Source organism: Streptomyces sp. NPDC050287, from assembly GCF_044459385.1.
In the GTDB taxonomy this organism is placed as follows: Bacteria; Actinomycetota; Actinomycetes; order Streptomycetales; family Streptomycetaceae; genus Streptomyces.
The window spans coordinates 364,399-389,885 of record NZ_JBITIY010000006.1; the positions used below are offsets into that span (position 1 = coordinate 364,399).

Annotated in this window: 19 protein-coding genes; 9 read left to right on the forward strand and 10 right to left on the reverse strand. The window is 70.7% G+C overall.

Annotated elements, in window-relative coordinates:
* Window positions 1–37: 37 nt before the first annotated feature.
* The 7 genes from ACIBK3_RS23635 to iolC form a co-directional block, all read right to left on the reverse strand.
* Entirely contained in the window at window positions 38–907 is an 870-nt protein-coding gene (locus ACIBK3_RS23635) for an ABC transporter permease (protein ID WP_399368406.1), read from the reverse strand.
* Entirely contained in the window at window positions 904–3,558 is a 2,655-nt protein-coding gene (locus ACIBK3_RS23640) for an alpha/beta fold hydrolase (RefSeq protein ID WP_399368408.1), read from the reverse strand. The genes ACIBK3_RS23635 and ACIBK3_RS23640 overlap by 4 nt, the downstream gene beginning before the upstream one ends.
* Window positions 3,559–3,691: 133 nt before the next feature.
* On the reverse strand, window positions 3,692–5,194 hold the full coding sequence (gene mmsA / locus ACIBK3_RS23645; RefSeq protein WP_399368410.1) for a CoA-acylating methylmalonate-semialdehyde dehydrogenase: 1,503 nt from the start codon (window positions 5,192–5,194) through the stop codon (window positions 3,692–3,694).
* Between the two features lie 14 nt (window positions 5,195–5,208).
* Window positions 5,209–7,092 (reverse strand): 3D-(3,5/4)-trihydroxycyclohexane-1,2-dione acylhydrolase (decyclizing), encoded by a 1,884-nt coding sequence (gene iolD / locus ACIBK3_RS23650; protein WP_399368412.1) that lies wholly within the window; start codon window positions 7,090–7,092, stop codon window positions 5,209–5,211.
* Entirely contained in the window at window positions 7,089–7,904 is an 816-nt protein-coding gene (iolB, locus tag ACIBK3_RS23655) for a 5-deoxy-glucuronate isomerase (protein ID WP_399368414.1), read from the reverse strand. Before iolB ends, iolD begins: the two co-directional genes overlap by 4 nt.
* Before the next feature lie 7 nt (window positions 7,905–7,911).
* The gene (locus tag ACIBK3_RS23660; protein ID WP_399368416.1) at window positions 7,912–8,793 is read right to left on the reverse strand and encodes a deoxyribose-phosphate aldolase; all 882 of its coding nucleotides are present in this window, start codon (window positions 8,791–8,793) and stop codon (window positions 7,912–7,914) included.
* Window positions 8,790–9,740 carry a 5-dehydro-2-deoxygluconokinase gene (gene iolC, locus ACIBK3_RS23665; RefSeq protein ID WP_399368914.1) on the reverse strand — a complete coding sequence of 317 codons (951 nt, stop codon included), beginning with the start codon at window positions 9,738–9,740 and terminating at the stop codon, window positions 8,790–8,792. The genes ACIBK3_RS23660 and iolC overlap by 4 nt, the downstream gene beginning before the upstream one ends.
* 207 nt (window positions 9,741–9,947) lie before the next feature.
* On the opposite strand from iolC, the gene ACIBK3_RS23670 reads away from it, so the two are divergent.
* The 3 genes from ACIBK3_RS23670 (at window position 9,948) to ACIBK3_RS23680 (ending at window position 12,467) form a co-directional block, all read left to right on the forward strand.
* Window positions 9,948–10,874, forward strand: a complete 927-nt coding sequence (locus ACIBK3_RS23670) for a sugar phosphate isomerase/epimerase family protein (RefSeq protein ID WP_399368418.1) — start codon at window positions 9,948–9,950, stop codon at window positions 10,872–10,874.
* Between the two features lie 48 nt (window positions 10,875–10,922).
* Entirely contained in the window at window positions 10,923–11,858 is a 936-nt protein-coding gene (locus ACIBK3_RS23675) for a helix-turn-helix domain-containing protein (protein WP_399368419.1), read from the forward strand.
* Between the two features lie 408 nt (window positions 11,859–12,266).
* Window positions 12,267–12,467 (forward strand): helix-turn-helix transcriptional regulator, encoded by a 201-nt coding sequence (locus tag ACIBK3_RS23680; RefSeq protein ID WP_399368421.1) that lies wholly within the window; start codon window positions 12,267–12,269, stop codon window positions 12,465–12,467.
* Between the two features lie 145 nt (window positions 12,468–12,612).
* Here ACIBK3_RS23680 and ACIBK3_RS23685 read toward each other — a convergent pair whose 3' ends face one another.
* The 3 genes from ACIBK3_RS23685 to ACIBK3_RS23695 all read right to left on the reverse strand — a co-directional run bounded on the left by ACIBK3_RS23685 (window position 12,613) and on the right by ACIBK3_RS23695 (window position 18,413).
* Window positions 12,613–13,656 (reverse strand): zinc-dependent alcohol dehydrogenase family protein, encoded by a 1,044-nt coding sequence (locus tag ACIBK3_RS23685; RefSeq protein WP_399368423.1) that lies wholly within the window; start codon window positions 13,654–13,656, stop codon window positions 12,613–12,615.
* A gap of 887 nt (window positions 13,657–14,543) precedes the next feature.
* Entirely contained in the window at window positions 14,544–15,842 is a 1,299-nt protein-coding gene (locus ACIBK3_RS23690; RefSeq protein WP_399368425.1) for a citrate synthase, read from the reverse strand.
* Between the two features lie 297 nt (window positions 15,843–16,139).
* Window positions 16,140–18,413, reverse strand: coding sequence for an ATP-dependent RecD-like DNA helicase (locus tag ACIBK3_RS23695; RefSeq protein ID WP_399368427.1), 2,274 nt, complete (start codon window positions 18,411–18,413; stop codon window positions 16,140–16,142).
* A gap of 134 nt (window positions 18,414–18,547) precedes the next feature.
* Between ACIBK3_RS23695 and ACIBK3_RS23700 the strand changes: the two genes are divergently transcribed.
* From ACIBK3_RS23700 to ACIBK3_RS23725, 6 genes are all read left to right on the forward strand, one after another.
* Window positions 18,548–19,726, forward strand: a complete 1,179-nt coding sequence (locus tag ACIBK3_RS23700) for a substrate-binding domain-containing protein (RefSeq protein WP_399368429.1) — start codon at window positions 18,548–18,550, stop codon at window positions 19,724–19,726.
* A complete protein-coding gene (locus ACIBK3_RS23705) occupies window positions 19,723–21,246 on the forward strand; it encodes a sugar ABC transporter ATP-binding protein (RefSeq protein WP_399368431.1) in 1,524 nt (507 codons plus the stop codon). The genes ACIBK3_RS23700 and ACIBK3_RS23705 overlap by 4 nt, the downstream gene beginning before the upstream one ends.
* Window positions 21,236–23,182, forward strand: a complete 1,947-nt coding sequence (locus ACIBK3_RS23710) for a substrate-binding domain-containing protein (protein WP_399368433.1) — start codon at window positions 21,236–21,238, stop codon at window positions 23,180–23,182. The genes ACIBK3_RS23705 and ACIBK3_RS23710 overlap by 11 nt, the downstream gene beginning before the upstream one ends.
* 66 nt (window positions 23,183–23,248) lie before the next feature.
* Window positions 23,249–24,151, forward strand: a complete 903-nt coding sequence (locus tag ACIBK3_RS23715) for a ribokinase (protein WP_399368435.1) — start codon at window positions 23,249–23,251, stop codon at window positions 24,149–24,151.
* A complete protein-coding gene (gene rbsD / locus ACIBK3_RS23720; RefSeq protein ID WP_399368437.1) occupies window positions 24,148–24,537 on the forward strand; it encodes a D-ribose pyranase in 390 nt (129 codons plus the stop codon). Before ACIBK3_RS23715 ends, rbsD begins: the two co-directional genes overlap by 4 nt.
* A 132-nt stretch (window positions 24,538–24,669) precedes the next feature.
* Window positions 24,670–25,179: a DinB family protein gene (locus ACIBK3_RS23725; protein ID WP_399368916.1), complete on the forward strand. Its 510-nt coding sequence runs from the start codon at window positions 24,670–24,672 to the stop codon at window positions 25,177–25,179.
* The last annotated feature ends 308 nt before the right edge of the window (window positions 25,180–25,487 follow it).

Consider the following 25,487-nt stretch of genomic DNA (forward strand, 5'->3'; position numbering starts at 1 on the left):
GACGGCCGTCGAGACCGGGGGGTGATGCTCCGGTGACCTACGACACCACGTCCTTGCGGGCGAAACCGCGGAAGGCCAGGGCGAACAGCACGAGGGCGTACGTTATCGAGATGGAGGTGCCCTGGATCATGTCGGACCACTCCAGCCGGGGCCGTACGGTGTCGAGCCAGGCGTACTGCCAGTGTGCGGGCAGGAAGTCCCGCCAGTCGCCGAGGGCCGTCACCTGGTCGAGGACGTTGCCGACGATGGTCAGGCCGACCGCGCCGCCGACCGCGCCGAGCGGCGCGTCCGTCTTGGTGGACAGCCAGAACGCCAGGGCCGCGGTGACGAGTTGGGAGACGAAGATGTACGCCACCGTGATCGCGAGGCGCTGGGCGGCCAGGCCGGCGGACAGCGAACCGCCGGTGGGGAGCTCCAGCGGGCCCCAGCCGTACGCCGCCGTGCCGACGGCGAGCGCGACGACCGGCAGCAGCACCATCGCGGCGAGGCTGAGGCTGAGGCCGACGACGAGCTTGGACCACAGCAGCCGGGCCCGGGGCACGGGCGCCGCCAGCAGATAGCGCAGGGAGGACCAGCTGGCCTCCGAGGCGACCGTGTCCCCGCAGAACAGGGCGACGGGGACGACGAGAAGGAAGCCCGCGGAGGCGAACAGGTTGACCGCGGCGAAGTTGGCCCCGGACACGGTGGCCGTGTCCATCAGGGTGACTCCGGCGTTGCCGCCGCCCGGGTCGCCGCCCACCTGGAAGGCGATGAGCAGCACGAACGGCAGGGCGAACAGGATCCCGCCCATGACGAGGGTGCGGCGCCGCTTCAGCTGCCGGACCAGCTCGACCCGGATGGGCAGCGTGCGGCCCGCGCGGTAGCCGTCGGCGACCTCCGCGCGGTCGATCAGCGTGCTGCCGCTCATGCTGACTCTCCGATCAGGGTGAGGAAGGCGTCCTCGAGGCGGCGGTGGGGGCCCACCGACTCCACGGGGACTTCGAGCCGGACGAGTTCGGTGACCAGGCGCCGGGCGCTGCCGCCGCCGCCGAGCCGGACCAGCAGGCCCTCGTCGGTGCGGACCGCCGAGGCTACGCCCGGCAGCGCGGCGACCTTTTCGACGACGGGCTCCTCGACCGGTGTTGCCGTGCCCACCAGCAGCATGTCGCCGGAGCCGATGATCTCCTGGACCGGGCCCGCCTGGACGAGCCGGCCGTGGTCCATCACCACCAGGTGGGTGCAGGACTGCTCGACCTCGGACAGCAGGTGGCTGGAGACGATCACCGTGCGGCCGGCCGCCGCGTAGCGGATCATCACTTCGCGCATCTCGCGGATCTGCGGCGGGTCGAGGCCGTTGGTCGGCTCGTCGAGGATGAGCAGGTCCGGGAGGCCGAGCATGGCCTGGGCGATGGCGAGGCGTTGGCGCATGCCCTGGGAGTACGTGCGCACCGCGCGCTCCAGTGCGCTGCCGAGGCCGGCGATCTCCAGAGCGTCGTCCAGGTGGGCGTCCTCCGGCGGGCGGCCGGTGGCCCGCCAGTACAGCTCCAGGTTCTCGCGGCCGGACAGGTGCGGGAGGAAGCCCGCGCCCTCGACGAAGGCGCCGACCCGGGACAGCACCGTGGCGCCGGGCGCGATGGCGTGGCCGAAGACGCGGATCTCGCCGGCGTCCGGCTTGATCAGGCCCATCAGCATGCGCAGGGTGGTCGTCTTGCCCGCGCCGTTGGGGCCGAGGAGGCCGAGGACCTGGCCCTTCTCCACTCGGAAGGTCAGGTCCCGGACCGCGTACCGGTCGGCGGACTTCGCGTAGCGCTTGCTCAGGTCCGTGATCTGGAGCGGCACTTCGGCCAGCGCGGGGTCGGGTGCGGGGGCCGTCGTGCGGCGACGGGCCGTCAGCAGCAGGGCCAGGGCGGTCGCCGCGCCGGCCAGGGGGAGCCACCACACCCAGGCGGGCAGGGGTGCCGTGGCGTTGCTGTGGCTGAGGGCGGTCGGCACCTTCAGGTCGCCCTTGAGGGAGACGGTGTACGTCGCCGGGGTGGCCGGGGAGGCGTAGCCGAGGTCGGTGGAGGCGAGGACCAGGCGCAGCCGGTGGCCGTCGGAGACCTCGTGGTCGACGGCCGGGAGGGTGATCGTGACGTCCTTGCCGGCCTTGGCGTTCTCGACGCGGAGGGGTTCGACCAGTTGGGAGGGCAGAACCTGCTGCTGTCCGCCGCCGGGGCCGACGTCGTACACCTTGGCGAACAGGACGGCGTCGTCGCTGGTCGACTTGACGTGGACGGTCGCTGTCGGGGACCCGGTGATCTGCAGGTCCTTCTTCAAGGGGGCCGACTCGAACGCGGCGAACTGGCCCGGGAAGTCGAGGGAGATCCCGACGCCGAGCGAGGACAGCTGTGCGAGGCCGCCGGCGCCGCCGATGCCGGGCAGGGCGGAGACGGCGGGCGGGCTGGCGCCGGCCGGGTTCTTGAAGCGCTGCTCGCGTCCGGCGAGGGCGATCGGGCGCGGGTCGCCCCGCAGACCGGGGTAGGTGCTCGCGTCCACACCGCTCAGCCGGGTCTCGCCGTCGCCGGTGCCGGTGCCGAGGGTGCGGGTGACGCGGAAGGCGGGGCCGGTGTCGGCGCTCTTGTCGTCCTCGAGGTACCGGTCGAACCAGGAGGCGGTCCGGGACCGGACGCGGTCGGCCTCCATGTTGCCGCCGTCGTGACCGCCCGAGATCCAGTCGACGTCGACGGGGGCGCCGTTGGCGCGGATCGCCTTCGCGGCGGCGTCGGCCTGGCCGAGCGGGAAGAGGGAGTCGGTCTGGCCCTGCAGGAGGAGGGTGGGCACCTTGATGCGGTTGCCGACGGCGGACGGCGAGCGTTCGTCGAGGAGCTTCACGGCCTGGGCGTCGGGGGTGCCGGACTCGGCGACCCGCTCGTACATCCGGCACAGCTGCGGCTCGAACTTGTCGCAGCCGCCGCCGGAGTTGACGAAGATGCCGGCCCACAGCTTCTTGAACACGCCGTTCGGGAAGAGGGCGTCGGCGAGGTTCCAGTAGGTGATCGCCGGGGCGATGGCGTCGACCCGTTTGTCGTATCCGGCGGTCAGCAGGGAGATCGCTCCGCCGTACGAGGCTCCCGCCATGCCCACGCGCGGGTCGCCGGGCTTGTCGAGCTGGACCTGCGGCTGCTGGGCGAGCCAGTCGATCAGCTTGCGGGCGTCGGCGACCTCGCCCTTCGGGTCGTTCAGCCCGATCTTTCCGGTGGACTTGCCGAAACTCCGCGACGACCAGGTCAGTACCGCGTAGCCGTCCCGGGCGAGGTTCTCGGCCTGCTGCCGTACGTCGTTCTTGCTGCCGCCGAAGCCGTGCGCGAGGAGGACTGCGGGGCGGCGGCCTGCTTCCGACGACGTGAAGTACGAGGTGTCGATGCGCACGCCGGCGCCCATGTCCATGACCCGGTCGGTGCGGTGCACCGGTGGCGCGTCGTCGGAGGCGACGGCCGTCCAGGTACCGGCACCGGCGAGCACGACCACGGCGGCCGCGGCGGCGATCCACCGTCGCGGCCCCCGGAGCAGCTCTCGCCATCGGGTCAGTCGAAGATCCATGCGTCAACCGTACGGGGCGCCACCGACAACCGATGCAGCCCCCGGGCTGAACCGCCGCCCCTCCCCCGGACGTACAAGCCCCCTGCGGCGTACCACGAGTGCGGTACGCGGCAGGGGGTGCTGACGGCCGGTGTCAGTGGTTGCGCGGGAACCCGAGGTCCACGCCCGCCGGGGCGTCCGCCGGGTCGGGCCAGCGGGTCGTGACGACCTTGCCGCGGGTGTAGAAGTGGGTGCCGTCGTTGCCGTAGATGTGGTGGTCGCCGAAGAGCGAGTCCTTCCAGCCGCCGAAGCTGTGGTAGCCGACGGGGACCGGGATCGGGACGTTCACGCCGACCATGCCGGCCTCGATCTCCATCTGGAAGCGGCGGGCCGCGCCGCCGTCCCGGGTGAAGATCGCGGTGCCGTTGCCGAAGGGGGACTCGTTGATCAGGGCCACGCCCTCGTCGTACGTGTCGACGCGCAGCACGCACAGGACCGGGCCGAAGATCTCGTCCTGGTAGGCCTTCGCCGACGTGGGCACCTTGTCGAGGAGCGAGATGCCGATCCAGTGGCCGTCCTCGAAGCCGTCGACCGTGTAGCCGGTGCCGTCGAGGACCACCTCAGCGCCCTCGGCCGCCGCGCCCTCGACGTACGAGGCCACCTTGTCGCGGTGGACCTTCGTGATGAGCGGGCCCATCTCGGAGGTCGGGTCGTTGCCGGGGCCGATCTTGATCTTCTCGGCGCGTTCGCGGATCTTGTCGACCAGCTCGTCGCCGATCGCTCCGACCGCGACCACGGCGGAGATCGCCATGCAGCGCTCGCCCGCCGAGCCGTAGGCCGCGCTCACCGCGGCGTCCGCCGCCGCGTCCAGGTCGGCGTCCGGGAGGACCAGCATGTGGTTCTTGGCGCCGCCCAGGGCCTGGACGCGCTTGTGGTTCGCGGAGGCCGTGGTGTGGATGTAGCGGGCGATCGGGGTCGAGCCGACGAAGGAGACCGCCTTGACGTCCGGGTGCTCCAGGAGGCGGTCGACGGCCACCTTGTCGCCGTGGACGACGTTGAAGACACCGTCCGGCAGACCGGCCTCGGCCAGCAGCTCGGCGATCTTGAGGGATGCCGACGGGTCCTTCTCGGACGGCTTCAGCACGAACGTGTTGCCGCACGCGATGGCCATCGGGAACATCCACATCGGGACCATCGCCGGGAAGTTGAACGGCGTGATGCCGGCGACCACGCCCAGCGGCTGGCGGATGGACGAGACGTCCACGCGGCTGGCGACCTGCGTGGACAGCTCGCCCTTCAGCTGCACGTTGATGCCGCAGGCCAGGTCGACGATCTCCAGGCCGCGGGCGACCTCGCCGAGCGCGTCGCTGTGCACCTTGCCGTGCTCGGCGGTGATCAGCTCGGCGATGGCGTCCCGGTTGGCGTCGAGCAGCGCGCGGAAGCGGAAGAGGATCTCCGTGCGCTTGGCCAGCGAGGACTGGCCCCAGGTGGCGTACGCGTCCTTGGCGGCGGCGACCGCCGCGTCGACCTCGTCGACGGTGGCGAAGGCGACCTTCGTGGGGACCGCGCCGGTGGCAGGGTCGGTGACCGGCCCGTACGTACCCGACGCGCCTTCGACGGTTTTGCCGCCGATCCAGTGGTTGACGATCTTCGTCATGACCGAGTACTCCTTCACAGATGGCGGCGTCGGCTGGAGACGTGCCGTTCGTACAGCTCACGGGCCTTCACCGCGGACGGTCGCGTCGCGGTCTCGGCCACAGGTACATCCCACCAGGCCTGCGCCGGAGGCGGGCCCGACACTGTGTCTGCCGTTTGGGTCTCCACGTAGACACATGTGGGAGTGTCCGCGGCCCGCGCCTCGGCGAGGGCGGTGCGGAGGTCTCGTACGGTCTTCGCGCGCAGCACGCGCATACCGAGGCTCGCCGCGTTGGCGGCGAGGTCCACGGGGAGCGGCGCCCCCGTGTAGGTGCCGTCGTCGGACGGGTAGCGGTAGGCGGTGCCGAACCGCTCGCCGCCCACCGACTCGGACAGGCCGCCGATGGAGGCGTAGCCGTGGTTCTGCACGAGGAGGATCTTGATCGCGATCCCCTCCTGCACGGCCGTGACGATCTCCGTCGGCATCATCAGGTACGTGCCGTCGCCGACCAGTGCCCAGACGTTGCGCTCGGGAGCGGCCAGCTTCACACCGATCGCGGCCGGGATCTCGTAGCCCATGCAGGAGTAGCCGTACTCCAGGTGGTACTGGTCCTTCGACCGCGCCCGCCACAGTTTGTGCAGGTCGCCGGGGAGGGAGCCGGCCGCGTTGATGATCACGTCGGACTCGTCGACGAGGGCGTCCAGGGCGCCGAGCACCTGCGGCTGCGTCGGGCGTACGTCGATCTCCTCGGCCTCGTAGCAGGCGTCGACGCGCTGCTCCCAGCGCTCCTTGTCGAGGGTGTACTCGCCGACGTAGGTGTCCGTGACCCGGTGGCCGTGCATCTGGAGGGCCTGGGTCAGCTCCTGGAGGCCGCTGCGGGCGTCCGCGACGAGCGGCATTCCGGCGAGCTTGTGGCCGTCGAACGGGGCGATGTTGAGGTTGAGGAAGCGGACGCCGTCGCCGGTGAACAGGGTGTTCGAGGCGGTGGTGAAGTCGGTGTAGCGGGTGCCGACACCGATCACCAGGTCGGCCTGGCGGGCGAGTTCGTTGGCGGTGGCGGTGCCGGTGTGGCCGACGCCGCCGACGTCCTGGGGGTGGTCGTGGCGCAGGGAGCCCTTGCCGGCCTGGGTGGAGGCGACCGGGATGCCGGTGGCCCGCGCGAACTCGGCGAGGGCCTCCTCGGCGCGGCTGTGGTGGACACCGCCGCCCGCGATGAGGAGCGGCTTCTCCGCGGACATGATCGCCTGTACGGCCTCGGCCTGTTCGGTCGGGTCGGCGCCCGGGCGGCGGACCACCCAGGTGCGGTCGGCGAAGAACTCGTCCGGCCAGTCGTACGCCTCGGCCTGGACGTCCTGCGGGAGGGCGAGGGTGACCGCTCCCGTCTCCACGGGGTCCGTGAGCACGCGCATCGCCTGGAGCGCGGCCGGGATCAGCGCCTCGGGGCGGGTGATCCGGTCGAAGTACCTCGACACCGGGCGCAGGCAGTCGTTGACCGACACATCGCCCGCGTACGGGACTTCCAGCTGCTGGAGGACCGGGTCGGCGACCCGGGTGGCGAAGATGTCACCGGGGAGGAGCAGGACCGGGATGTGGTTGATGGTCGCGAGGGCGGCGCCGGTGACGAGGTTGGTCGCGCCGGGGCCGATGGAGGTGGTCACCGCGTGCGTGGACAGGCGGTTGGAGTGGCGGGCGTACCCGACGGCCGCGTGCACCATGGACTGCTCGTTGCGGCCCTGGTGGAACGGCATGTCGTCGGCGTACTCCACGAGCGCCTGGCCGAGCCCGGCGACGTTCCCGTGGCCGAAGATGCCCCAGGTCGCGCCGATCAGCCGCCGGCGTGTGCCGTCGCGCTCGGTGTACTGGGCTGCCAGGAAGCGCACCAGCGCCTGTGCGACCGTCAGCCTCGTCGTCGAGGTCATCGGTAACCCTCCGTGTGGTCCGGGTGGAAGCAGATCCGCCACTCCCGCGTCTCGCCCGGGCCCGCCATGACGTTCAGGTAGTACATGTCGTGGCCGGGCTGGGCGATCGACGGGCCGTGCCATCCGTCGGGTACGAGGACGGCGTCGCCGGAGCGGACCTCCGCGAGGACGTCTGCTCCGCCCACGCGTGAAGGGGATACGCGCTGATAGCCGAAACCGTTCGGGCCGTCGATCTCGAAGTAGTAGATCTCCTCCAGCTCGGCCTCCTCGCCCGGCCGGTGCTCGTCGTGCTTGTGCGGCGGGTACGAGGACCAGTTGCCGCCGGGAGTGATCACCTCGACCGCGATCAGCTTGTCGCAGTCGAAGGCGTCGGCGGAGGCGAAGTTGCGGACGTGGCGCAGCTGGGTGCCGCTGCCGCGCTCCTCCACGGGGACCTCCGGCGCGGGGCCGTAGCGGGCGGGGAGTTGTCGCTCGCACTTCGCTCCTGCCAAAGCAAAGCGGCCACCCGCGCCGGAGGCGATCTGTGCCCGGGCGTCACGGGGCACGTACGCGAAGTCGGAGACTGACGCGAACACGTTTTCCCGGCCCGAGAGTTGGAACTCTTCGCCCTCCGTCCGCACGGTACATCCACCGTGCAGCGGGAGGACGATCCACTCGCTGTCCCCGGCGGCGAAGGTGTGCGTGCCGCCCGGTTCCAGCTCGACGATGCGCAGGCTGCTGTGGGTCCAGCCGGCCCGCTTGGGGTCGATGTCGAGGACGTGGTTCCCGTCCGCGGTCGTCCCCTTGGCGACGTACAGCTCGTTGCTGGTCATGCGGCCCTCACAGCAGTCCTACGGCGGTGTCCACGGCGGCGGCCACGTCGCCGTCCGCCGGGTACAGCAGTGAACGGCCGACGACCAGGCCGCGCACGGTGGGCAGTTGCAGGGCGCCGCGCCACTTCTCGTACGCGCCGTCCTGATCGTCGCCGACCTCGCCGCCCAGCAGCACCGCGGGCAGCGTGGAGGTCGCCATGACCTCGGCCATGTCGTCGGGGTTCTCGGTGACCGGGACCTTCAGCCAGGTGTAGGCCGAGGTGCCGCCGAGGCCGGAGGCGATGGCGATCGACTTGGTGACGGCCTCGGCCGACAGGTCGTTGCCGAGCTTGCCCTCGCCGTTGCGGCGGCTGATGAACGGTTCGACGAAGACGGGGAGCCGGCGTGCGGCCATGTCGTCGATGGCGCGGGCCGTGGACTCCAGGGTGGTCAGGGAGCCCGGGTCGTCGTAGCAGATACGCAGCAGCAGCTTGCCGGCGTCGAAGCCGAGGCGCTCGATGTCCTCGGGGCGGTGGCCGGTGAAGCGGTCGTCGAGTTCGAAGCTGGCGCCCTGGAGGCCGCCGCGGTTCATCGAGCCCAGGACGACCTTGCCGTCGAGGGCGCCGAGCAGCAGCAGGTCGTCAAGGATGTCGGCGGTGGCGAGGACGCCGTCCACACCGGGGCGGCTGAGCGCCAGGCAGAGGCGTTCGAGCAGGTCGACGCGGTTGGCCATGGCGAACTTGCGGTCGCCGACGCCGAGGGCGCCGCGGGCCGGGTGGTCGGCGGCGACGATCATCAGACGGCCGCTCGCGTTGAGCAAGGGCCTGCGGGTGCGCCGCTCGGCGGCCTCGGCCACGGCCTCCGGGTGGAGGGTGCGGGTGCGGACGAGGTCCGCGATGTCGACGCTCACTTGACGGCTCCCGCGGCGATGGCGGTCTCGATCTCGTCCGGGGTGGGCATCGCGGACGAGCACTCCAGGCGGGAGGCGACGATGGCGCCGGCCGCGTTGGCGTGCCGCATGATCTTCTCCAGGTCCCAGCCTTCGAGCAGGCCGTGGCAGAGGGAACCGCCGAACGCGTCACCTGCGCCGAGCCCGTTGAGGACGTTCACCGGGAGCGGGGGCACCTCGGCCGACTCGCCCTCGCTGTTGACGGCGAGGACGCCCTTGGGGCCCTGCTTGACGACGGCGAGTTCGACACCGGCGTCCAGCAGCGCGCGGGCGGCGTCGTGCGGCTCGCGCACCCCGGTCGCCACTTCGACCTCGTCGAGGTTGCCGACGGCGACCGTGGTGTGCTTCAACGCCTCGGCGTAGAAGGGGCGGGCCGCGTCCGGGTCGGACCAGAACATCGGACGCCAGTCGAGGTCGAAGACGGTCGTGCCGGCCTTCGCGCGGTGGGCGAGGGCCGCCAGGGTCGCCGTACGGCTGGGCTCCTCGCTCAGACCGGTACCGGTGACCCAGAAGATCCGGGCCTCGCGGATGGCGTCCAGATCCAGCTCGTGGGCGTCGATCTCCAGGTCGGGCGCCTTGGGCAGGCGGTAGAAGTAGAGCGGGAAGTCGTCCGGCGGGAAGACCTCGCAGAAGGTGACAGGGGTGGGCAGGCCCGGGACCGGGGTGACCCAGCGGTCGTCGACGCCGAAGCCGCGTAGCTCCTCGTGCAGGTAGGTGCCGAACGGGTCGTCGCCGGTACGCGTGATCACCGCCGCCCGCCGTCCCAGGCGGGCCGCGGCGACGGCGACGTTCGTGGCCGAACCGCCCAGGAACTTGCCGAAGGACTCCACCTGCGGCAGGGGGACGCCCGTCTGCAGCGGGTAGAGATCCACTCCGATCCGCCCCATGGTGATCAGGTCGTACGCCATCGAGTTCCCTTCGTGCGCCATGACGGCTCATGCGCCGGACGGCTCGTGCGCCGCCTCGGCCGGTGGCCGCGTGGGCTCCCGCGCCGCGTCGGCTCGTGTCGGCTCTCTCCGGTTTCTAGCCCGGTGCACGCCGCCCTGTCAATGTTTTGTCCAGACATTCGGACCAGACCTTGACAGCGCTTACCGAGCACCCGGAAGCTGACCGTCATGACGTCGTTGTCACCTCAGTCCCCATCTTCCGGTGTCTCCCGCATCCGCGTCGGCTCGGCACCCGACTCCTGGGGCGTCTGGTTCCCGGACGACCCCCAGCAGGTCCCCTGGCAGCGCTTCCTCGACGAGGTCGCCTCCTCCGGCTACGAGTGGATCGAGCTGGGCCCGTACGGGTACCTCCCGACCGATCCGGCGGTCCTCACCGAGGAGACCGCGCGCCGCGGCCTGAAGGTCTCAGCCGGCACCGTGTTCACCGGCCTGCACCACGGCGAGGCCGTCTGGGAGAAGACCTGGGCGCACGTCGCGGACAACGCGGTGCTGGCCCAGGCGATGGGCGCGTCCCACCTGGTGGTCATCCCGTCCTTCTGGCGGGACGACAAGACCGGTCAGGTGCTGGAATCGGACACCCTCACGCCCGAACAGTGGCGCAATCTCACCTCGCTGACCGAACGCCTGGGCAAGGAGGTGCGGGAGCGGTACGGCCTGCAGATCGTCGTCCACCCGCACGCCGACACCCACATCGACAGCGAGGAGAACGTGGTCCGCTTCCTCGACGGCACGGACTCCGACCAGGTGTCCCTGTGCCTGGACACCGGGCACTACGCGTACTGCGGCGGCGACAGCGTCAAGCTGATCGAGACGTACGGGGAGCGCATCGGGTACCTCCACCTCAAGCAGGTGGACCCGGAGATCCTGGCGGACGTCCGGGCCAACCAGGTGCCGTTCGGGCCGGCCGTCGCGCGGGGTGTGATGTGCGAGCCGCCCGCGGGGGTGCCTGCCCTGGGCCCTGTGCTGGAGGCCGCGGCGAAGCTGGATGTCGACCTGTTCGCGATTGTCGAGCAGGACATGTACCCCTGTGAGCCGGATCGTCCGTTGCCCATCGCGGAGCGGACTCGGGCGTTTCTTCGGTCGTGCGGCGTGTAGCGACGCCTATGGGTGCCCCGCGCCCTGAGGTCGTCGCACCATGGGGCGATGACGAGAGCCGCGAGTTTTCGGTCCGGGCACGGTCCTTGGGGCTCCTGGGAGTACGTGCTCGCGGCGCCGCATCCCCGGCTGCGGCCCGGGGTGTTGAGTTATCGCGGGGTGCGGATCGCGATGGACCGGCCGCGGCGGCGGCTGGAGGCGCCGATCGGGGCGGCGACGTTGCTGCTGGGGTTCGAGCAGCCGGTACGGATCTCGCGTACGGGTCGGCAAACGTCGACCCTGGTGTCGGTGTACAGCGGGCCGGCGACCACCCCGGCCGTCGGCGAGCACGGCGGGCGGGTTTCGGGGATCGAGGTGCTGCTCACGCCGTGGGCCGCGTTCACCTTGTTCGGAACACCGCAGTACGAGCTCGTCGACCGCACCGTCGACCCCGACGACCTGCCGCACGCCCTGGCCTCGCGCCAGGCCGGTGACCGTCGGCGCAGTGTCCGTGAACTCTCCGCGGCGCTGGCCGCGTCACCGACCTGGGAGGACCGTTTCGGGCTGCTCGACGACGTGTTCGCCCGCTGGCGGGAGGCCGGGACACCGAGTTCCGCCCAGGTGGTGCGGGCCTGGTCGGAGCTCGCGCGCACGGGCGGCGCGATGCCGGTACGACGGCTCGCCGACGAGGTCGGCTGGAGCGTACGGCACCTGGAGAACCGTTTCCGGGAGCAGATCGGGCTGGGCCCCAAGGCGGCGGCACGGGTGCTGCGGTTGCAGCGGGCGCGGCGGCTGCTGGCGGCGGGACACGGGCAGGCGGAGACGGCGGCGGTCTGCGGGTTCTACGACCAGGCGCATCTCAGCGGCGAGTTCAAGGCGATGACGGGGTGCACGCCACGGGAGTTCACGGTGGCGCGGCGGGGGCCGGCCGGGGCCGGGGGGCCGGTGAGCGACCGGATGACCGGCGAGGCGACGAGTCTCGTCCTGGCATCGGGTGGACGGTAGTGCGGTTTTCTCCAAGACCGGCCGGGCTCGCTGAATGCAGGCTGACCGTCGGCCGGTTGACGGGGGATCGCACCCGGGGGGATGCGGGGAGCCGACGGGCCGGGCCCGGCGCAGCGGGTCCGGCCCGTCTTGCGCGGTGCCGTGACTGTCGGGCCTGATCCCTCGTGTCGATGCGCCGCACCCATGGACCGGCGTACACCTTTGTGGCGCTCGTGTCACAAAAGCCCCCTTCGTGTCACAGATGTCCCGGGTACGCGCGCCTTGCGTCACACCCGGGGCACAGGCGCTGCCCTGCCCTCACTCGCCGTCGTTCACCCCACGCAGGTTTTGTGATCGCCAGCGCAGTGCCCGGTACCCCCGACGGCCGCCCCCGGCCGCCGCCGCGGCACACGCAGGGAGGTGCACCTCATGACCGACCGAAGGCTTTGGTCGTACAAGGAGATCGCGGCGCACATCCGGGTGCAGCCGGACACCGTGCGGTCGTACCGCAAGCACGGTCTGCTGCCTCCGCCCGACCATGTCGAGGGCGGCAAGCCCTACTGGTACGCGGACACCGTCCGCGCGTGGGTGGCCTCCCGTCCGGGCAACCGGGGCCGTGGAGAGAGCTGAGAAGGGCTGATCGAGGCGGGCCGTCTCCACAGGCGCGGGGCGGCCCGGCCCGGAAACCCACCTGTGCCCCACCTTCGCGTGGGGCACGGTCATATGGCGTTCCTCGACCGCGAGTGTGCCGCCCGTCGCGGACCCCCCGAGGCGGTCAGCTCCACGGGGCGATGACCGTCACCCCTGCCCCGGACGCCGTCCCCATCGCGGCCAGCGCGGCCGGGGTGGCGTCCAGGGTGATCGTGGACGTGACCAGCAGGTCGGGTCGCAGGACGCCCGCCCGGATCAGTTCCAGCAGCTGGGGGTAGGCGTGGGCGGCCATGCCGTGGCTGCCGAGGAGTTCGAGTTCCAGGGCGGTCGCGCGGGCCATGGGGACCGGGGTCGTGCCGGTCGGGGAAGGCAGCAGGCCGACCTGGACGTGGCGGCCCCGGCGGCGCAGGCCGTTCACGGAGGCGGCGCAGGTGGCGGGCGAGCCGAGGGCGTCGAGGGAGAGGTGGGCGCCCCCGCCGGTCAGCTCCAGGACCGCCGCCGCCGTGTCCCGCGTACCGGACGCGTCCACGCACTCCGCCGCGCCGAACTTCCGCGCCAGGTCGAGGGCTTTCGGGGAGACGTCCACGGCCACCACCCGCGCGCCTGACGCCGCCGCGATCATCACCGCCGACAGGCCCACACCTCCGCAGCCGTGCACCGCGACCCACTCTCCCGCCGCGACCCGGCCCTGCCCCACCACCGCGCGGAACGCCGTGGCGAACCGGCAGCCGAGGGAGGCGGCCGTCGCGAAGGACAGGTCCTCGGGGACGGCGACCAGGTTCACGTCCGCGTGGTCCAGCGCCACGTACTGGGCGAAGGAGCCCCAGTGGGTGAAGCCGGGCTGGGTCTGCCGCTCGCACACCTGCTGGTCGCCCGCCATGCAGGACGGGCAGGTGCCGCAGGCGCACACGAAGGGCGCGGTCACCCGGTCACCGGGACGCCACCTGGCCACCCGGGCGCCGACCGCCTCGACGACTCCGGCGAGCTCGTGCCCCGGCACGTGCGGCAGTGTGATGTCCGGGTCGTGGCCCTGCCAGCCGTGCCAGTCGCTGCGGCACAGCCCCGTGGCCTCCACCCGCACCACGACCCCGTGTTCCGCGGGCTCCGGGTCCGCCACCTCCCGGACCTCGGCCGGCTCCCCGTACCGCTCGAACACCACAGCCCGCATGAGCGCTCTCACCCCTTCGCCGATCACGTCTTACGGCGGCACGCTATCCGGGCCCACGGACCTCGCCACCGGTCCGCCGAGGATCTCCTCGGCGAGTACCCCCTGGGGTATAACCTGGAAGCCTTCGGCTACGAGCTCGCCGGCAAGGCCTGACCCGAGCCGTCCCGCCCGCTCCGGCCCCGTCCCGCCCGCGGCGGGCGGCAATTATGGGCATTCCGATACCCGGACCCCTCTGGAGTCCGGCGCCAGCCTCACATAAGCTCTTCACAAGGCTCGCGCATCATCCTTACGCCTGGGCCCCGGTCGCCGTATCCGGGCTCTTGCGCATCTATCGGACATATGCGAGAGACGCGGATCACAGTGATGCGAACGTAACCACCGAAGGGGCTCGAAGGTCTAAGTTGACGATGTCAGGCTGCGTCTTGGGGGGCGTTTCCTGGCATCTGAGGATGTCTTGGGGGACTTCCTCAGAGGTGCGTTGCCGGGACACGTACACCGGGAAGCTTTGAGCGGCCCTCCCAGGGTGCGCTGTCCCGGCAGACCGCACACAGGAGTAGTACGAGGAGTTTTGCTCGTTCTGCTCAACGGCAGTACCAAGCTTTACCGCAAGGCTTTACCGCAAGACAGCGATTCAGGCGCTGGTTCCCACAGACGCCCGGCCGGATCCCGTGGGGGGAATCCGCACCGGGACTGGGAAGGCGCCCTGGTCGTCGGCCCGTGGGGGGACCGGCGCTGGGGCGCCTTCCGTATTTCAGCGGCCAAGCGGCACGCGACCTCCGGCTTCCGCCGGCACGCGAGAAGGCCCCGCACCCGGCCGAAGCCGTGCACGGGGCCCTGACGTAACCGCTCACCGCTCCTGGAAGCGGCTCAGCACTCCTGGAAGCTGTTCACCGCTGCTCGACGGGCACGAAGTCGCGCTCGACGACACCCGTGTAGATCTGGCGCGGGCGGCCGATGCGGGAGCCCGGCTCCTTGATCATCTCGTGCCACTGGGCGATCCAGCCCGGCAGGCGGCCGAGAGCGAACAGGACCGTGAACATCTCGGTCGGGAAGCCCATGGCGCGGTAGATCAGGCCGGTGTAGAAGTCGACGTTCGGGTAGAGGCTGCGCGAGACGAAGTAGTCGTCGGAGAGCGCGTGCTCCTCCAGCTTGAGCGCGATGTCCAGCAGCTCGTCGGACTTGCCCAGGGCCGAGAGGACGTCGTGCGCCGCCGCCTTGATGATCTTCGCGCGCGGGTCGAAGTTCTTGTAGACCCGGTGGCCGAAGCCCATCAGCCGGACGCCGTCCTCCTTGTTCTTCACCTTGCGGATGAAGGAGTCGACGTCGCCGCCGGAGGCCTGGATGCCCTCGAGCATCTCCAGCACGGACTGGTTGGCACCGCCGTGCAGCGGCCCCCACAGCGCGTTGATGCCGGCCGAGATCGAGGCGAACATGTTCGCCTGCGAGGAGCCGACCAGGCGGACCGTGGAGGTCGAACAGTTCTGCTCGTGGTCCGCGTGCAGGATGAGCAGCTTGTCCAGCGCGGCGACGACGGTGGGGTCGGGCTCGTACTCCTGCGCCGGGACCGAGAAGGTCATGCGGAGGAAGTTCTCGACGTAACCGAGGTCGTTGCGCGGGTAGACGAACGGGTGGCCGATGGACTTCTTGTACGCGTACGCCGCGATCGTCGGAAGCTTGGCGAGCAGCCGGATCGTGGAGAGGTTGCGCTGCTTCTCGTCGAACGGGTTGTGGCTGTCCTGGTAGAACGTCGACAGCGCCGAGACGACCGACGACAGCATGGCCATCGGGTGGGCGTCGCGCGGGAAGCCCCGGTAGAAGTTCTTGACGTCCTCATGCAGCAGGGTGTGCTGCGTGATGTCGTTCTTGAAGGAGGAGAGCTCGTCGACGGTCGGCAGCTCACCGTTGATCAGGAGGTAGGCCACCTCCAGGAAGGTGGAGCGCTCGGCCAGCTGCTCGATCGGGTAGCCGCGGTACCGGAGGATGCCCGCCTCACCGTCGAGGTAGGTGATGGCGGATTTGTAGGCGGCGGTGTTCCCGTAGCCGCTGTCCAGAGTCACCAGACCGGTCTGGGCGCGGAGCTTGCCGATGTCGAAGCCCTTGTCGCCGACGGTGCTGTCGATCACCGGGTAGGTGTACTCGCCGTCGCCGTACTGCAGTACTACAGCGTTGTTGGTGTGCTCGCTCACGTCATCCCTCACCGACGTTGTGCCTCTTCTTCGAGGTTGCCCTGACTGTCTCTACCATCCCCCATTTGGCGCAGAAGAGTGCACTCGGGGTCGGCCGTTGGGCGTATCGGCGGCACTGAGTGCCGCCAACTTGCCCATCCTGCCCCTCCCCCACCCGCTTCCGGAAGAGCTCTGTGACCCACCTGACTCATTTGATCGATCATTTTCTGTGGTCGCTGTCCAGAGTTCGCGGTCAGTGTCCCGAGTTCGTGGTGTTCCTGGCGTTCGTGGCCTTCGTGGTGTTCGTGGTGTTCGTGGTCAGTGTCCCGAGGGCCCGGAACCCGAGAGCCGGAAGTCGAGTGCCGTGCAGCGCCGTCCTGCCGACACCGTGCGCACCGCCTGGCCGATCGCCTTGCGTGAACCGACGAGGACGACCAGTTTCTTCGCCCGCGTGACCGCCGTGTACAGCAGGTTCCGCTGAAGCATCATCCAGGCGCTGGTGGTGACCGGGATCACCACGGCCGGATATTCACTTCCCTGTGAACGGTGGATGGTCACCGCGTACGCGTGCGCCAGCTCGTCCAGTTCGTCGAATTCGTACGGAACCTCCTCGTCCTCGTCCGTCAGCACGGTGAGGCGCTGGTCGACCGGGTCGAGCGAGGTGACCACGCCCACGGTGCCGTTGAAGACACCATTGGTGCCCTTCTCGTAATTGTTGCGAATCTGGGTGACCTTGTCGCCCACCCGGAAGACCCGGCCGCCGAACCGCTTCTCCGGCACCTCCGGGCGGCCCGGGGTGATGGCCTGCTGGAGCAGGCCATTGAGGTTGCCGGCGCCGGCGGGGCCCCGGTGCATGGGCGCGAGCACCTGCACGTCCCGGCGCGGGTCGAGGCCGAACTTGGCCGGAATCCGCCGCGCCGCCACGTCGACGGTGAGCCGGCCGACCTCCTCCGTGTCGTCCTCGACGAAGAGGAAGAAGTCCTTCATGCCGTCGGTGACCGGATGCTGCCCGGAGTTGATGCGGTGCGCGTTGGTCACCACGCCGGACTGCTGGGCCTGACGGAACACGCGGGTGAGGCGCACGGCCGGGATCGGGCCGCCGTCGGCGAGCAGATCGCGCAGCACCTCGCCCGCGCCGACGCTGGGGAGCTGGTCGACGTCCCCGACGAAGAGCAGGTGTGCGCCCGGGGGCACGGCCTTGACCAGCTTGTTCGCGAGCAGCAGGTCCAGCATGGAGGCCTCGTCGACCACCACCAGGTCCGCGTCCAGCGGGCGGTCCTTGTCGTAGGCCGCGTCGCCGCCGGGCTTGAGCTCCAGCAGGCGGTGGACGGTGGAGGCGTCGGCGCCGGTGAGCTCTGACAGGCGCTTGGCGGCCCGGCCGGTGGGGGCGGCGAGCACGACCTTCGCCTTCTTGGCGCGGGCCAGCTCCACGATCGAGCGGACCGTGAAGGACTTGCCGCAGCCGGGGCCGCCGGTGAGGACGGCGACCTTCTTGGTCAGCGCCAGCTTGACGGCGGCCTCCTGTTCGGGGGCGAGCTCGGTCCCGGTGCGCGAGGCGAGCCAGCCCAGCGCCTTGTCCCAGGCCACGTCCGAGAAGCCCGGCATGCGGTCCTGGTCGGTGCGCAGGAGGCGCAACAGCTGGGCGGAGAGGGAGAGTTCGGCACGGTGGAAGGGGACGAGGTAGACGGCGGTGACGGGCTCGCCGCCATCGGGTCCCGGCACCTTCTCCCGTACGACACCGGGGTCCTCGCCCTCCTCGGGGGGCGCCGCGAGTTCGGCGAGGCACTCGATGACCAGGCCGGTGTCGACCTGCAGCAGCTTCACCGCGTCCGCGATCAACCGCTCCTCGGGCAGATAGCAGTTGCCCTGGTCGGTGGCCTGCGACAGCGCGTACTGCAGGCCCGCCTTGACGCGCTCCGGGCTGTCGTGCGGGATGCCGACGGACTGGGCGATCTTGTCGGCGGTGAGGAAGCCGATGCCCCAGACGTCGGACGCCAGGCGGTAGGGCTGGTTCTTCACGACAGAGATGGAGGCGTCGCCGTACTTCTTGTAGATGCGCACGGCGATCGACGTGGACACCTCGACGGTCTGGAGGAAGAGCATGACCTCCTTGATCGCCTTCTGTTCCTCCCAGGCGTCGGCGATCTTCTTGGTGCGCTTGGGGCCGAGCCCGGGAACCTCGATGAGGCGCCCCGGCTCCTCCTCGATGATCTTCAGGGTGTCCAGGCCGAAGTGCTGGGTGATGCGGTCGGCGAAGACCGGGCCGATGCCCTTGACCAGGCCGGAGCCGAGATAGCGGCGGATGCCCTGCACGGTGGCGGGAAGGAGTGTCGTGTAGTTCTCAACGGTGAACTGCTTGCCGTACTGCGGATGTGAGCCCCAACGGCCCTCCATGCGCAGGGATTCGCCGACCTGGGCGCCGAGCAGCGCGCCGACGACCGTGAGGAGGTCGCCGCCGCCCCTTCCCGTGTCGACGCGGGCGACCGTGTAGCCGGTCTCGTCATTGGCGTACGTGATGCGCTCCAGCACGCCTTCGAGCTCTGCCAGTCGCCGTTCCCCCGCCTGTGGGGAGTTCCCCGTCTGATTGGACATGATCCGACGCTACCGCCGGCGTCTGACATCACGATCCGGTCTCAGGGTCTTGTTTACCGCCGTGTAATCGATTCCAATCCTCTTTACGGGTCGATGTAATCGATTCCACGAGTTCACGAGGAGGTGGAGCGGCGATGGCGAGCATCAAGGACGTCGCTGCCGAGGCGGGAGTCTCCGTCGCCACGGTGTCGCGCGCCCTGAACGGTCATCCGTCGGTCAGCGAGGACGCACGCACGCGCGTGCTGGCCGCCGTCGAGGCGCTGGGCTACCGCCCGAACGCCGTGGCCCGCTCGCTGCGCACCGACCAGACCCACACCCTCGGGCTGGTCATCAGCGACGTGCTGAACCCCTACTTCACCGAACTGGCCCGCTCCGTCGAGGAGGAGGCCCGCGCGCTCGGCTACAGCGTCATCATCGGCAACGCCGACGAGCGGCCCGACCTCCAGGACCATCACGTACGGAACCTGCTGGACCGCCGGATCGACGGACTGCTGGTCTCCCCCACCGACGGCGGCTCGCCGCTGATGCTGGACGCCGCGTGCGCGGGGACGCCGATGGTCTTCGTGGACCGGTGGATCCCGGGCGTGGACGTGCCGGTCGTGCGGGCGGACGGGCGGGAGGCGGTCCGGGATCTCGTGGCCCATCTGCACCGCCTCGGTCACCGGCGGCTCGCCATCATCGCCGGGCCGGCGGCGACCACGACCGGTCAGGAACGTGTGGCGGTCTTCAGGGAGGCGCTCCGGGCCCACGGTCTCGGTCTTCCGGACGTCTACATCGGCCAGGGCGACTTCCAGGCCGACAGCGGACGCCGGGTCACGGAGGGCTTCCTCTCGCTGCCCGAGCCGCCCGAGGTCGTCTTCGCGGCGGACAACCTGATGGCCCTCGGCGCGCTGGACGCGATCCGCGCGCGCGGGCTGCGCGTCCCGGACGACATCGCGCTGGCCGCGTTCGACGACATCCGCTGGTTCGTCCACACCGATCCGCCGATCACCGCTATCGCCCAGCCCACGGGCGAGTTGGGGCGGGCGGCCGTACGCGCGCTGGTCGACCGCATCGAGGGACGGCCCGCCAAGTCGGTCACCCTCCCCGCCCGTCTCGTGGTACGCCGCTCGTGCGGCGAACCGGCTTCCCAGGAACCGTCGGCTTCCCCAGGCCCATCGGCATCCGCGGAGCCATCGACTTCCCCGGAGCCATCGGCTTCCCCAGGCCCATCGGCATCCCCGGAGCCATCGGCTTCCGAAGAGCCACCCCCCGCGCAGTCCCCCGCGCAGTCCCCCGCTGTGCGGTCCCCCGTAAGAAGGAGCCAGTCGTGAGCAACGCGGACGAGTTGCTGCGCATCGAGGGCATACGGAAGAGCTTCCCCGGCGTGGTCGCGCTCGACGGCGTCGACTTCGACCTGCGCCGGGGCGAGGTGCACGTACTCCTCGGTGAGAACGGAGCGGGCAAGAGCACCCTCATCAAGATGCTCTCCGGTGCCTACACGCCCGATGGCGGGCGGATCCTGGTCGGCGGCGAGGAGGTGCGCATCCATGGTGCGCAGGACTCCGAACGGCTCGGGATCGCCACCATCTACCAGGAGTTCAACCTCGTTCCCGATCTGACGGTCGCCGAGAACATCTTCCTGGGACGGCAGCCGCGCCGCCTCGGGATGATCGACCGGAAGAGGATGGAGGCCGACGCCGCCGTCCTGCTGGAGGGCGTCGGGGTGAACGTGTCGCCCCGCGCGCGGGTGCGTGAACTCGGTATCGCGCGCCTTCAGATGGTCGAGATCGCCAAGGCGCTCAGCCTGGACGCGCGCGTGCTGATCATGGACGAGCCGACCGCCGTGCTCACCTCCGAAGAGGTCGAGAAGCTCTTCGCGATCGTGCGGACGCTGCGCGAGGACGGCGTGGGGATCGTCTTCATCACGCACCACCTGGAGGAGATCGCCGCGCTGGGCGACCGCGTGACGGTCGTCCGGGACGGCAGGAGCGTCGGCCAGGTGCCCGCGACCACGCCCGAGGACGAGCTCGTACGCCTCATGGTGGGGCGGTCCATCGAGCAGCAGTATCCGCGGGAACGGGCCGAGAGGGGCGCCGCGTTGCTCTCCGTCGAAGGGCTCACGCGCGACGGTGTGTTCCACGACGTCGGCTTCGAGGTGCACGCCGGTGAGGTCGTCGGCATCGCGGGGCTGGTCGGGGCCGGGCGTACGGAGGTCGTACGGGCCGTGTTCGGGGCCGATCGGTACGACAAGGGGGCCGTGAAGGTGGCGGGCTCCGCGCTGCGCGGGCACGACGTCAACGCGGCGATGGCGGCCGGTATCGGTCTGGTCCCCGAGGACCGCAAGGGCCAGGGGCTGGTGCTGGACGCGTCCGTGGAGGACAACCTCGGCCTGGTGACCCTGCGGGCCACGACCCGGGCCGGGCTCGTCGACCTCAAGGGGCAGCACGCGGCCGCCGAGCGGATCGCCGCGCAGCTCGGCGTGCGGATGGCCGGACTGGGCCAGCACGTACGGACGTTGTCCGGCGGCAACCAGCAGAAGGTCGTCATCGGCAAGTGGCTGCTGGCCGACACCAAGGTCCTCATCCTCGACGAGCCGACGCGCGGCATCGACGTCGGCGCCAAGGTCGAGATCTACCAGCTGATCAACGAACTGACGGCCGCCGGAGCCGCGGTCCTGATGATCTCCAGCGATCTGCCCGAGGTGCTCGGCATGAGCGACCGGGTGCTGGTGATGGCCCAGGGCCGGATCGCGGGCGAACTCTCCGCCGAGGAGGCCACGCAGGATGCCGTGATGGCGCTCGCCGTAAGCACCACTGCTACTACTGAACTGGAGGCCGGCCGTGGCCGCTGACACGCTCAAGAGCGGGGCGGGCGCCGGTGGCGCCGCGGCGGTCCGCCGTCTGCTCCTCGACAACGGCGCGCTGACCGCGCTGATCGTCCTCGTCGTCGCCATGTCGGCGCTGTCCGGGGACTTCCTGACCACCGACAACCTGCTGAACGTCGGCGTGCAGGCGGCCGTGACCGCCATCCTCGCCTTCGGCGTCACCTTCGTGATCGTCTCGGCCGGCATCGACCTGTCGGTCGGCTCGGTGGCGGCCCTGTCGGCCACCGTGCTGGCCTGGAGCGCCACGTCACACGGGGTGCCGGTCGTGATAGCGGTCGTACTCGCCGTCGCCACCGGCATCGCCGCCGGTCTGGTCAACGGCTTCCTCGTCGCGTACGGCAAACTGCCCCCGTTCATCGCGACGCTGGCCATGCTGTCGGTGGCCCGCGGGCTGTCGCTGGTGATCTCCGAGGGCTCCCCGATCGCCTTCCCCGACTCGGTCTCGCACCTCGGGGACACGCTCGGCGGCTGGCTGCCGGTGCCGGTGCTCGTGATGGTGGTGATGGGGCTCATCGCCGCCTTCGTGCTCGGCCGGACGTACATCGGCCGTTCCATGTACGCGATCGGCGGCAACGAGGAAGCGGCCCGCCTGTCCGGGCTGCGGGTGAAGAGGCAGAAGCTCGCCATCTACGCCTTCTCCGGTGTGTTCGCCGCCGCCGCGGGTGTCGTGCTCGCCGCCCGGCTGTCCTCCGCGCAGCCGCAGGCCGCCGACGGCTACGAACTGGACGCGATCGCCGCGGTCGTCATCGGCGGTGCCTCCCTGGCGGGCGGTACCGGCAAGGCGTCCGGCACCCTGATCGGCGCGCTGATCCTGGCAGTGCTGCGCAACGGGCTGAACCTGCTGAACGTCTCCGCCTTCTGGCAGCAGGTCGTCATCGGTGTGGTGATCGCGCTCGCGGTGCTGCTGGACACCGTGCGCCGCAAGGCGGGGGCGGCCCCGGTGGCGTCCGGTACGGGAGGCGACCGGGGCAGGCAGGCGGCGACGTACGGGCTCGCGGCCGTGGTCACCGTGGCGATCGTCGGCGCGACCTCGTTCCTGCACAGCGGTTCCTCCTCGGCCTCGACCCCGAAGATGGGTCTGTCGCTGTCCACCCTCAACAACCCGTTCTTCGTGCAGATCCGGGCGGGCGCCCAGGCCGAGGCGAAGAAGCTGGGCGTCGACCTGACCGTGACCGACGCCCAGAACGACGCCTCCCAGCAGGCCAACCAGCTGCAGAACTTCACCAGTTCGAGCCTGGGCGCGATCATCGTCAACCCGGTCGACTCGGATGCGGCGAGCAACTCGGTGAAGGCCGCCGACAAGGCGAAGATCCCCGTCATCGCCGTGGACCGGGGTGTCAACAAGGCCACGGTGGACGCGCTCGTCGCCTCCGACAACGTGGCCGGCGGTGAACTCGCCGCGAAGACCATCGCCGAGAAGCTGGGCGGGCAGGGCAGGATCGTGATCCTGCAGGGCCAGGCGGGCACCTCCGCCGCCCGGGAACGCGCCGAGGGCTTCGCCAAGGGTCTCAAGGCCTACCCCGGCATCAAGGTCCTGGCCCAGCAGCCGGCCGACTTCGACCGCACCAAGGGCCTCGACGTGATGTCGAACCTGCTGCAGGCCCACCCGGACGTCCAGGGTGTCGTCGCCGCCAACGACGAGATGGCCCTCGGCGCGATCAAGGCACTGGGCTCCAAGGCCGGCAAGTCGGTATCCGTGGTCGGCTTCGACGGCACGCCTGACGGCCTTGCGGCGGTGAAGGCGGGCACGCTGTACGCGTCCGTCGCGCAGCAGCCGAGCCAGCTGGGCAAGATCGCCGTGGACAACGCGCTCAGGGCGGTCCAGGGCAAGAAGGTCGAACAGACGGTGAAGGTGCCGGTGAAGGTGGTCACGAAGGAGAACGTGGCCGGTTTCAGCGGCTGAGACCGACGGGCGGGCGGCTCCTCGCGGGAGCCGCCCGCCTCAACTCACCTACCAGGGAGCAACTTCATGTACGACTACGACCTCCTGGTCGTAGGGTCGGCCAACGCCGACCTGGTGATCGGTGTCGAGCGGCGGCCCGGGGCCGGTGAGACGGTGCTCGGTTCCGACCTGGCCGTCCATCCGGGCGGCAAGGGCGCCAACCAGGCGGTCGCGGCGGCCCGCCTCGGGGCGCGTACGGCCCTGCTGGCCCGGGTCGGCGACGACGCCCACGGCCGGCTGCTGCTCGACGCGCAGCGGACGGCAGGTGTCGACACGGTGGGCGTCCTGGTCGGCGGGGCGCCGACCGGGGTCGCGCTGATCACGGTGGACCCGAGCGGGGACAACAGCATCGTGGTCTCGCCGGGCGCGAACGGGCGGCTCACGCCGGACGACGTGCGCGCGGCCGGGTGCCTCCTGCATGCCTCCCGGGTGGTGTCGGCGCAGCTGGAGATCCCGCTGGAGACGGTCGTGGAGGTCGTACGGAATCTGCCGCCGGGCAGCCGGTTCGTGCTGAACCCGTCACCGCCGCGGCCGTTGCCGGCGGAGGTGCTGGCGGCCTGTGACCCGCTCATCGTCAACGAGCACGAGGCGAAGGTGATCCTCGGCGAGGCGCGTGTCAGCGACGCCCCCGAGGACTGGGCGCGGCTGCTCCTGGCGAAGGGGCCGCGGTCGGTGGTCGTCACGCTGGGCGCGGAGGGCTCGCTGGTCGCGTCCGCGGCGGGAGTGGCCCGGGTGCCGTCCGTGAAGGTGGCCGCCGTGGACACGACGGGCGCGGGTGACGCGTTCACGGCGGCGCTGGCCTGGCGGCTGGGAGCGGGCTCGTCCTTGGCGGAGGCGGCGGCGTACGCGTCCCGGGTGGGGGCGGTGGCTGTGACCAGGCAGGGCGCGCAGGACTCCTTTCCGACCGCTCAGGAGGTCGAAGCTCTGTGAAGAAGGCCGGAATCCTGAACCGTCACCTGTCCGGGGCGCTGGCCGAGCTGGGGCACGGGGACGGGGTGCTGGTGTGCGACGCCGGGATGCCGATACCGGACGGGCCGCGGGTCGTGGACCTGGCCTTCCGGGCCGGGGTGCCGTCCTTCGCGGAGGTCCTGGACGGGCTGCTGGCCGAGCTGGTGGTGGAGGGCGCGACGGCGGCGACGGAGGTCCGCGACGCCAATCCGGCGGCCTCGACCCTGCTGGACGGTCACTTCCCCGAGCTGGCCCTCGTCCCGCACGAGAAGCTCAAGGAGCTCTCGGTGGGCGCGCGGCTGATCGTCCGCACGGGGGAGGCACGGCCGTACGCGAATGTGCTGCTGAGATGTGGTGTCTTCTTCTGAGCGTGGGGATCGTCGAGGTCCGCTCGCATCCACGGTTGCGTCGGCCTCCTGTTGACTGCGGTGTCCAGATGTCAGAGAACTCCCCCCATGGCCGCGGGAATTGAGGAACCCTGGGTGCCCGTGACCGAAAAGATGAGCGAAGCGGCGTCGGACAGTGAAGTAAGGGCGCTTCTCAGAGTCCTGGACGGGCAACGGCGCCATGTTCTGGGCATCCTCGACGGGCTCGACGCGCAGGCTCTGCGACGGCCCGTGCTGCCATCCGGGTGGCACTGCCTGGGGATGGTCCAGCACCTCGCACTGGATGTCGAGCGTTTCTGGTTCCGTGCGGTCGTCGCCGGGGACGAGGAGATCATCCATGGGCTGACGAGCGGCGACGAAGCGTGGAACGTGGCACCGGACGTGCCGGCCGCCGACGTGCTGGACGGATACCGGCAGGAGGCGGAACTCGCCGACGCCGTCATCGCCACCACCCCCGCTGACGCCGTTCTGGCCTGGTGGCCCCATGACCTGTTCGGCGAACCGCATCTGCACACCCTGCGCGACGTCCTGCTGCACGTCATCACCGAGACCGCCTGCCACGCCGGCCACCTCGACGCCGCCCGAGAACTCATCGACGGCCGCCGCTGGCTGGTCCTGACCTAGCGAAGCGAACAGCCGTGGAAAACTTCGAGGGGGTCCGGTCCGTCGACCGGGCCCCCTCGGGCTTCCCTCCCCATCAGAACCCCCGCGATCCCCCCGGATCCCCCTCCGAGATGTCCTGATGCCATGTACGACCCGGAAGGCGGTCAAAGGGTTGTACGGCATCTTCAGATTTTTTCGCCGGGTACGGGTCCAACCGTGCCAGACGGTCTCCCCTGCTCTCCGCGACGCGTTCTCGACGGCTCGTTGCGGCCGGTCGTCCGGACGCTGCGCCGGCGGCCGGAGAACAGGTCGCCCCGTTCTTCGGCCGC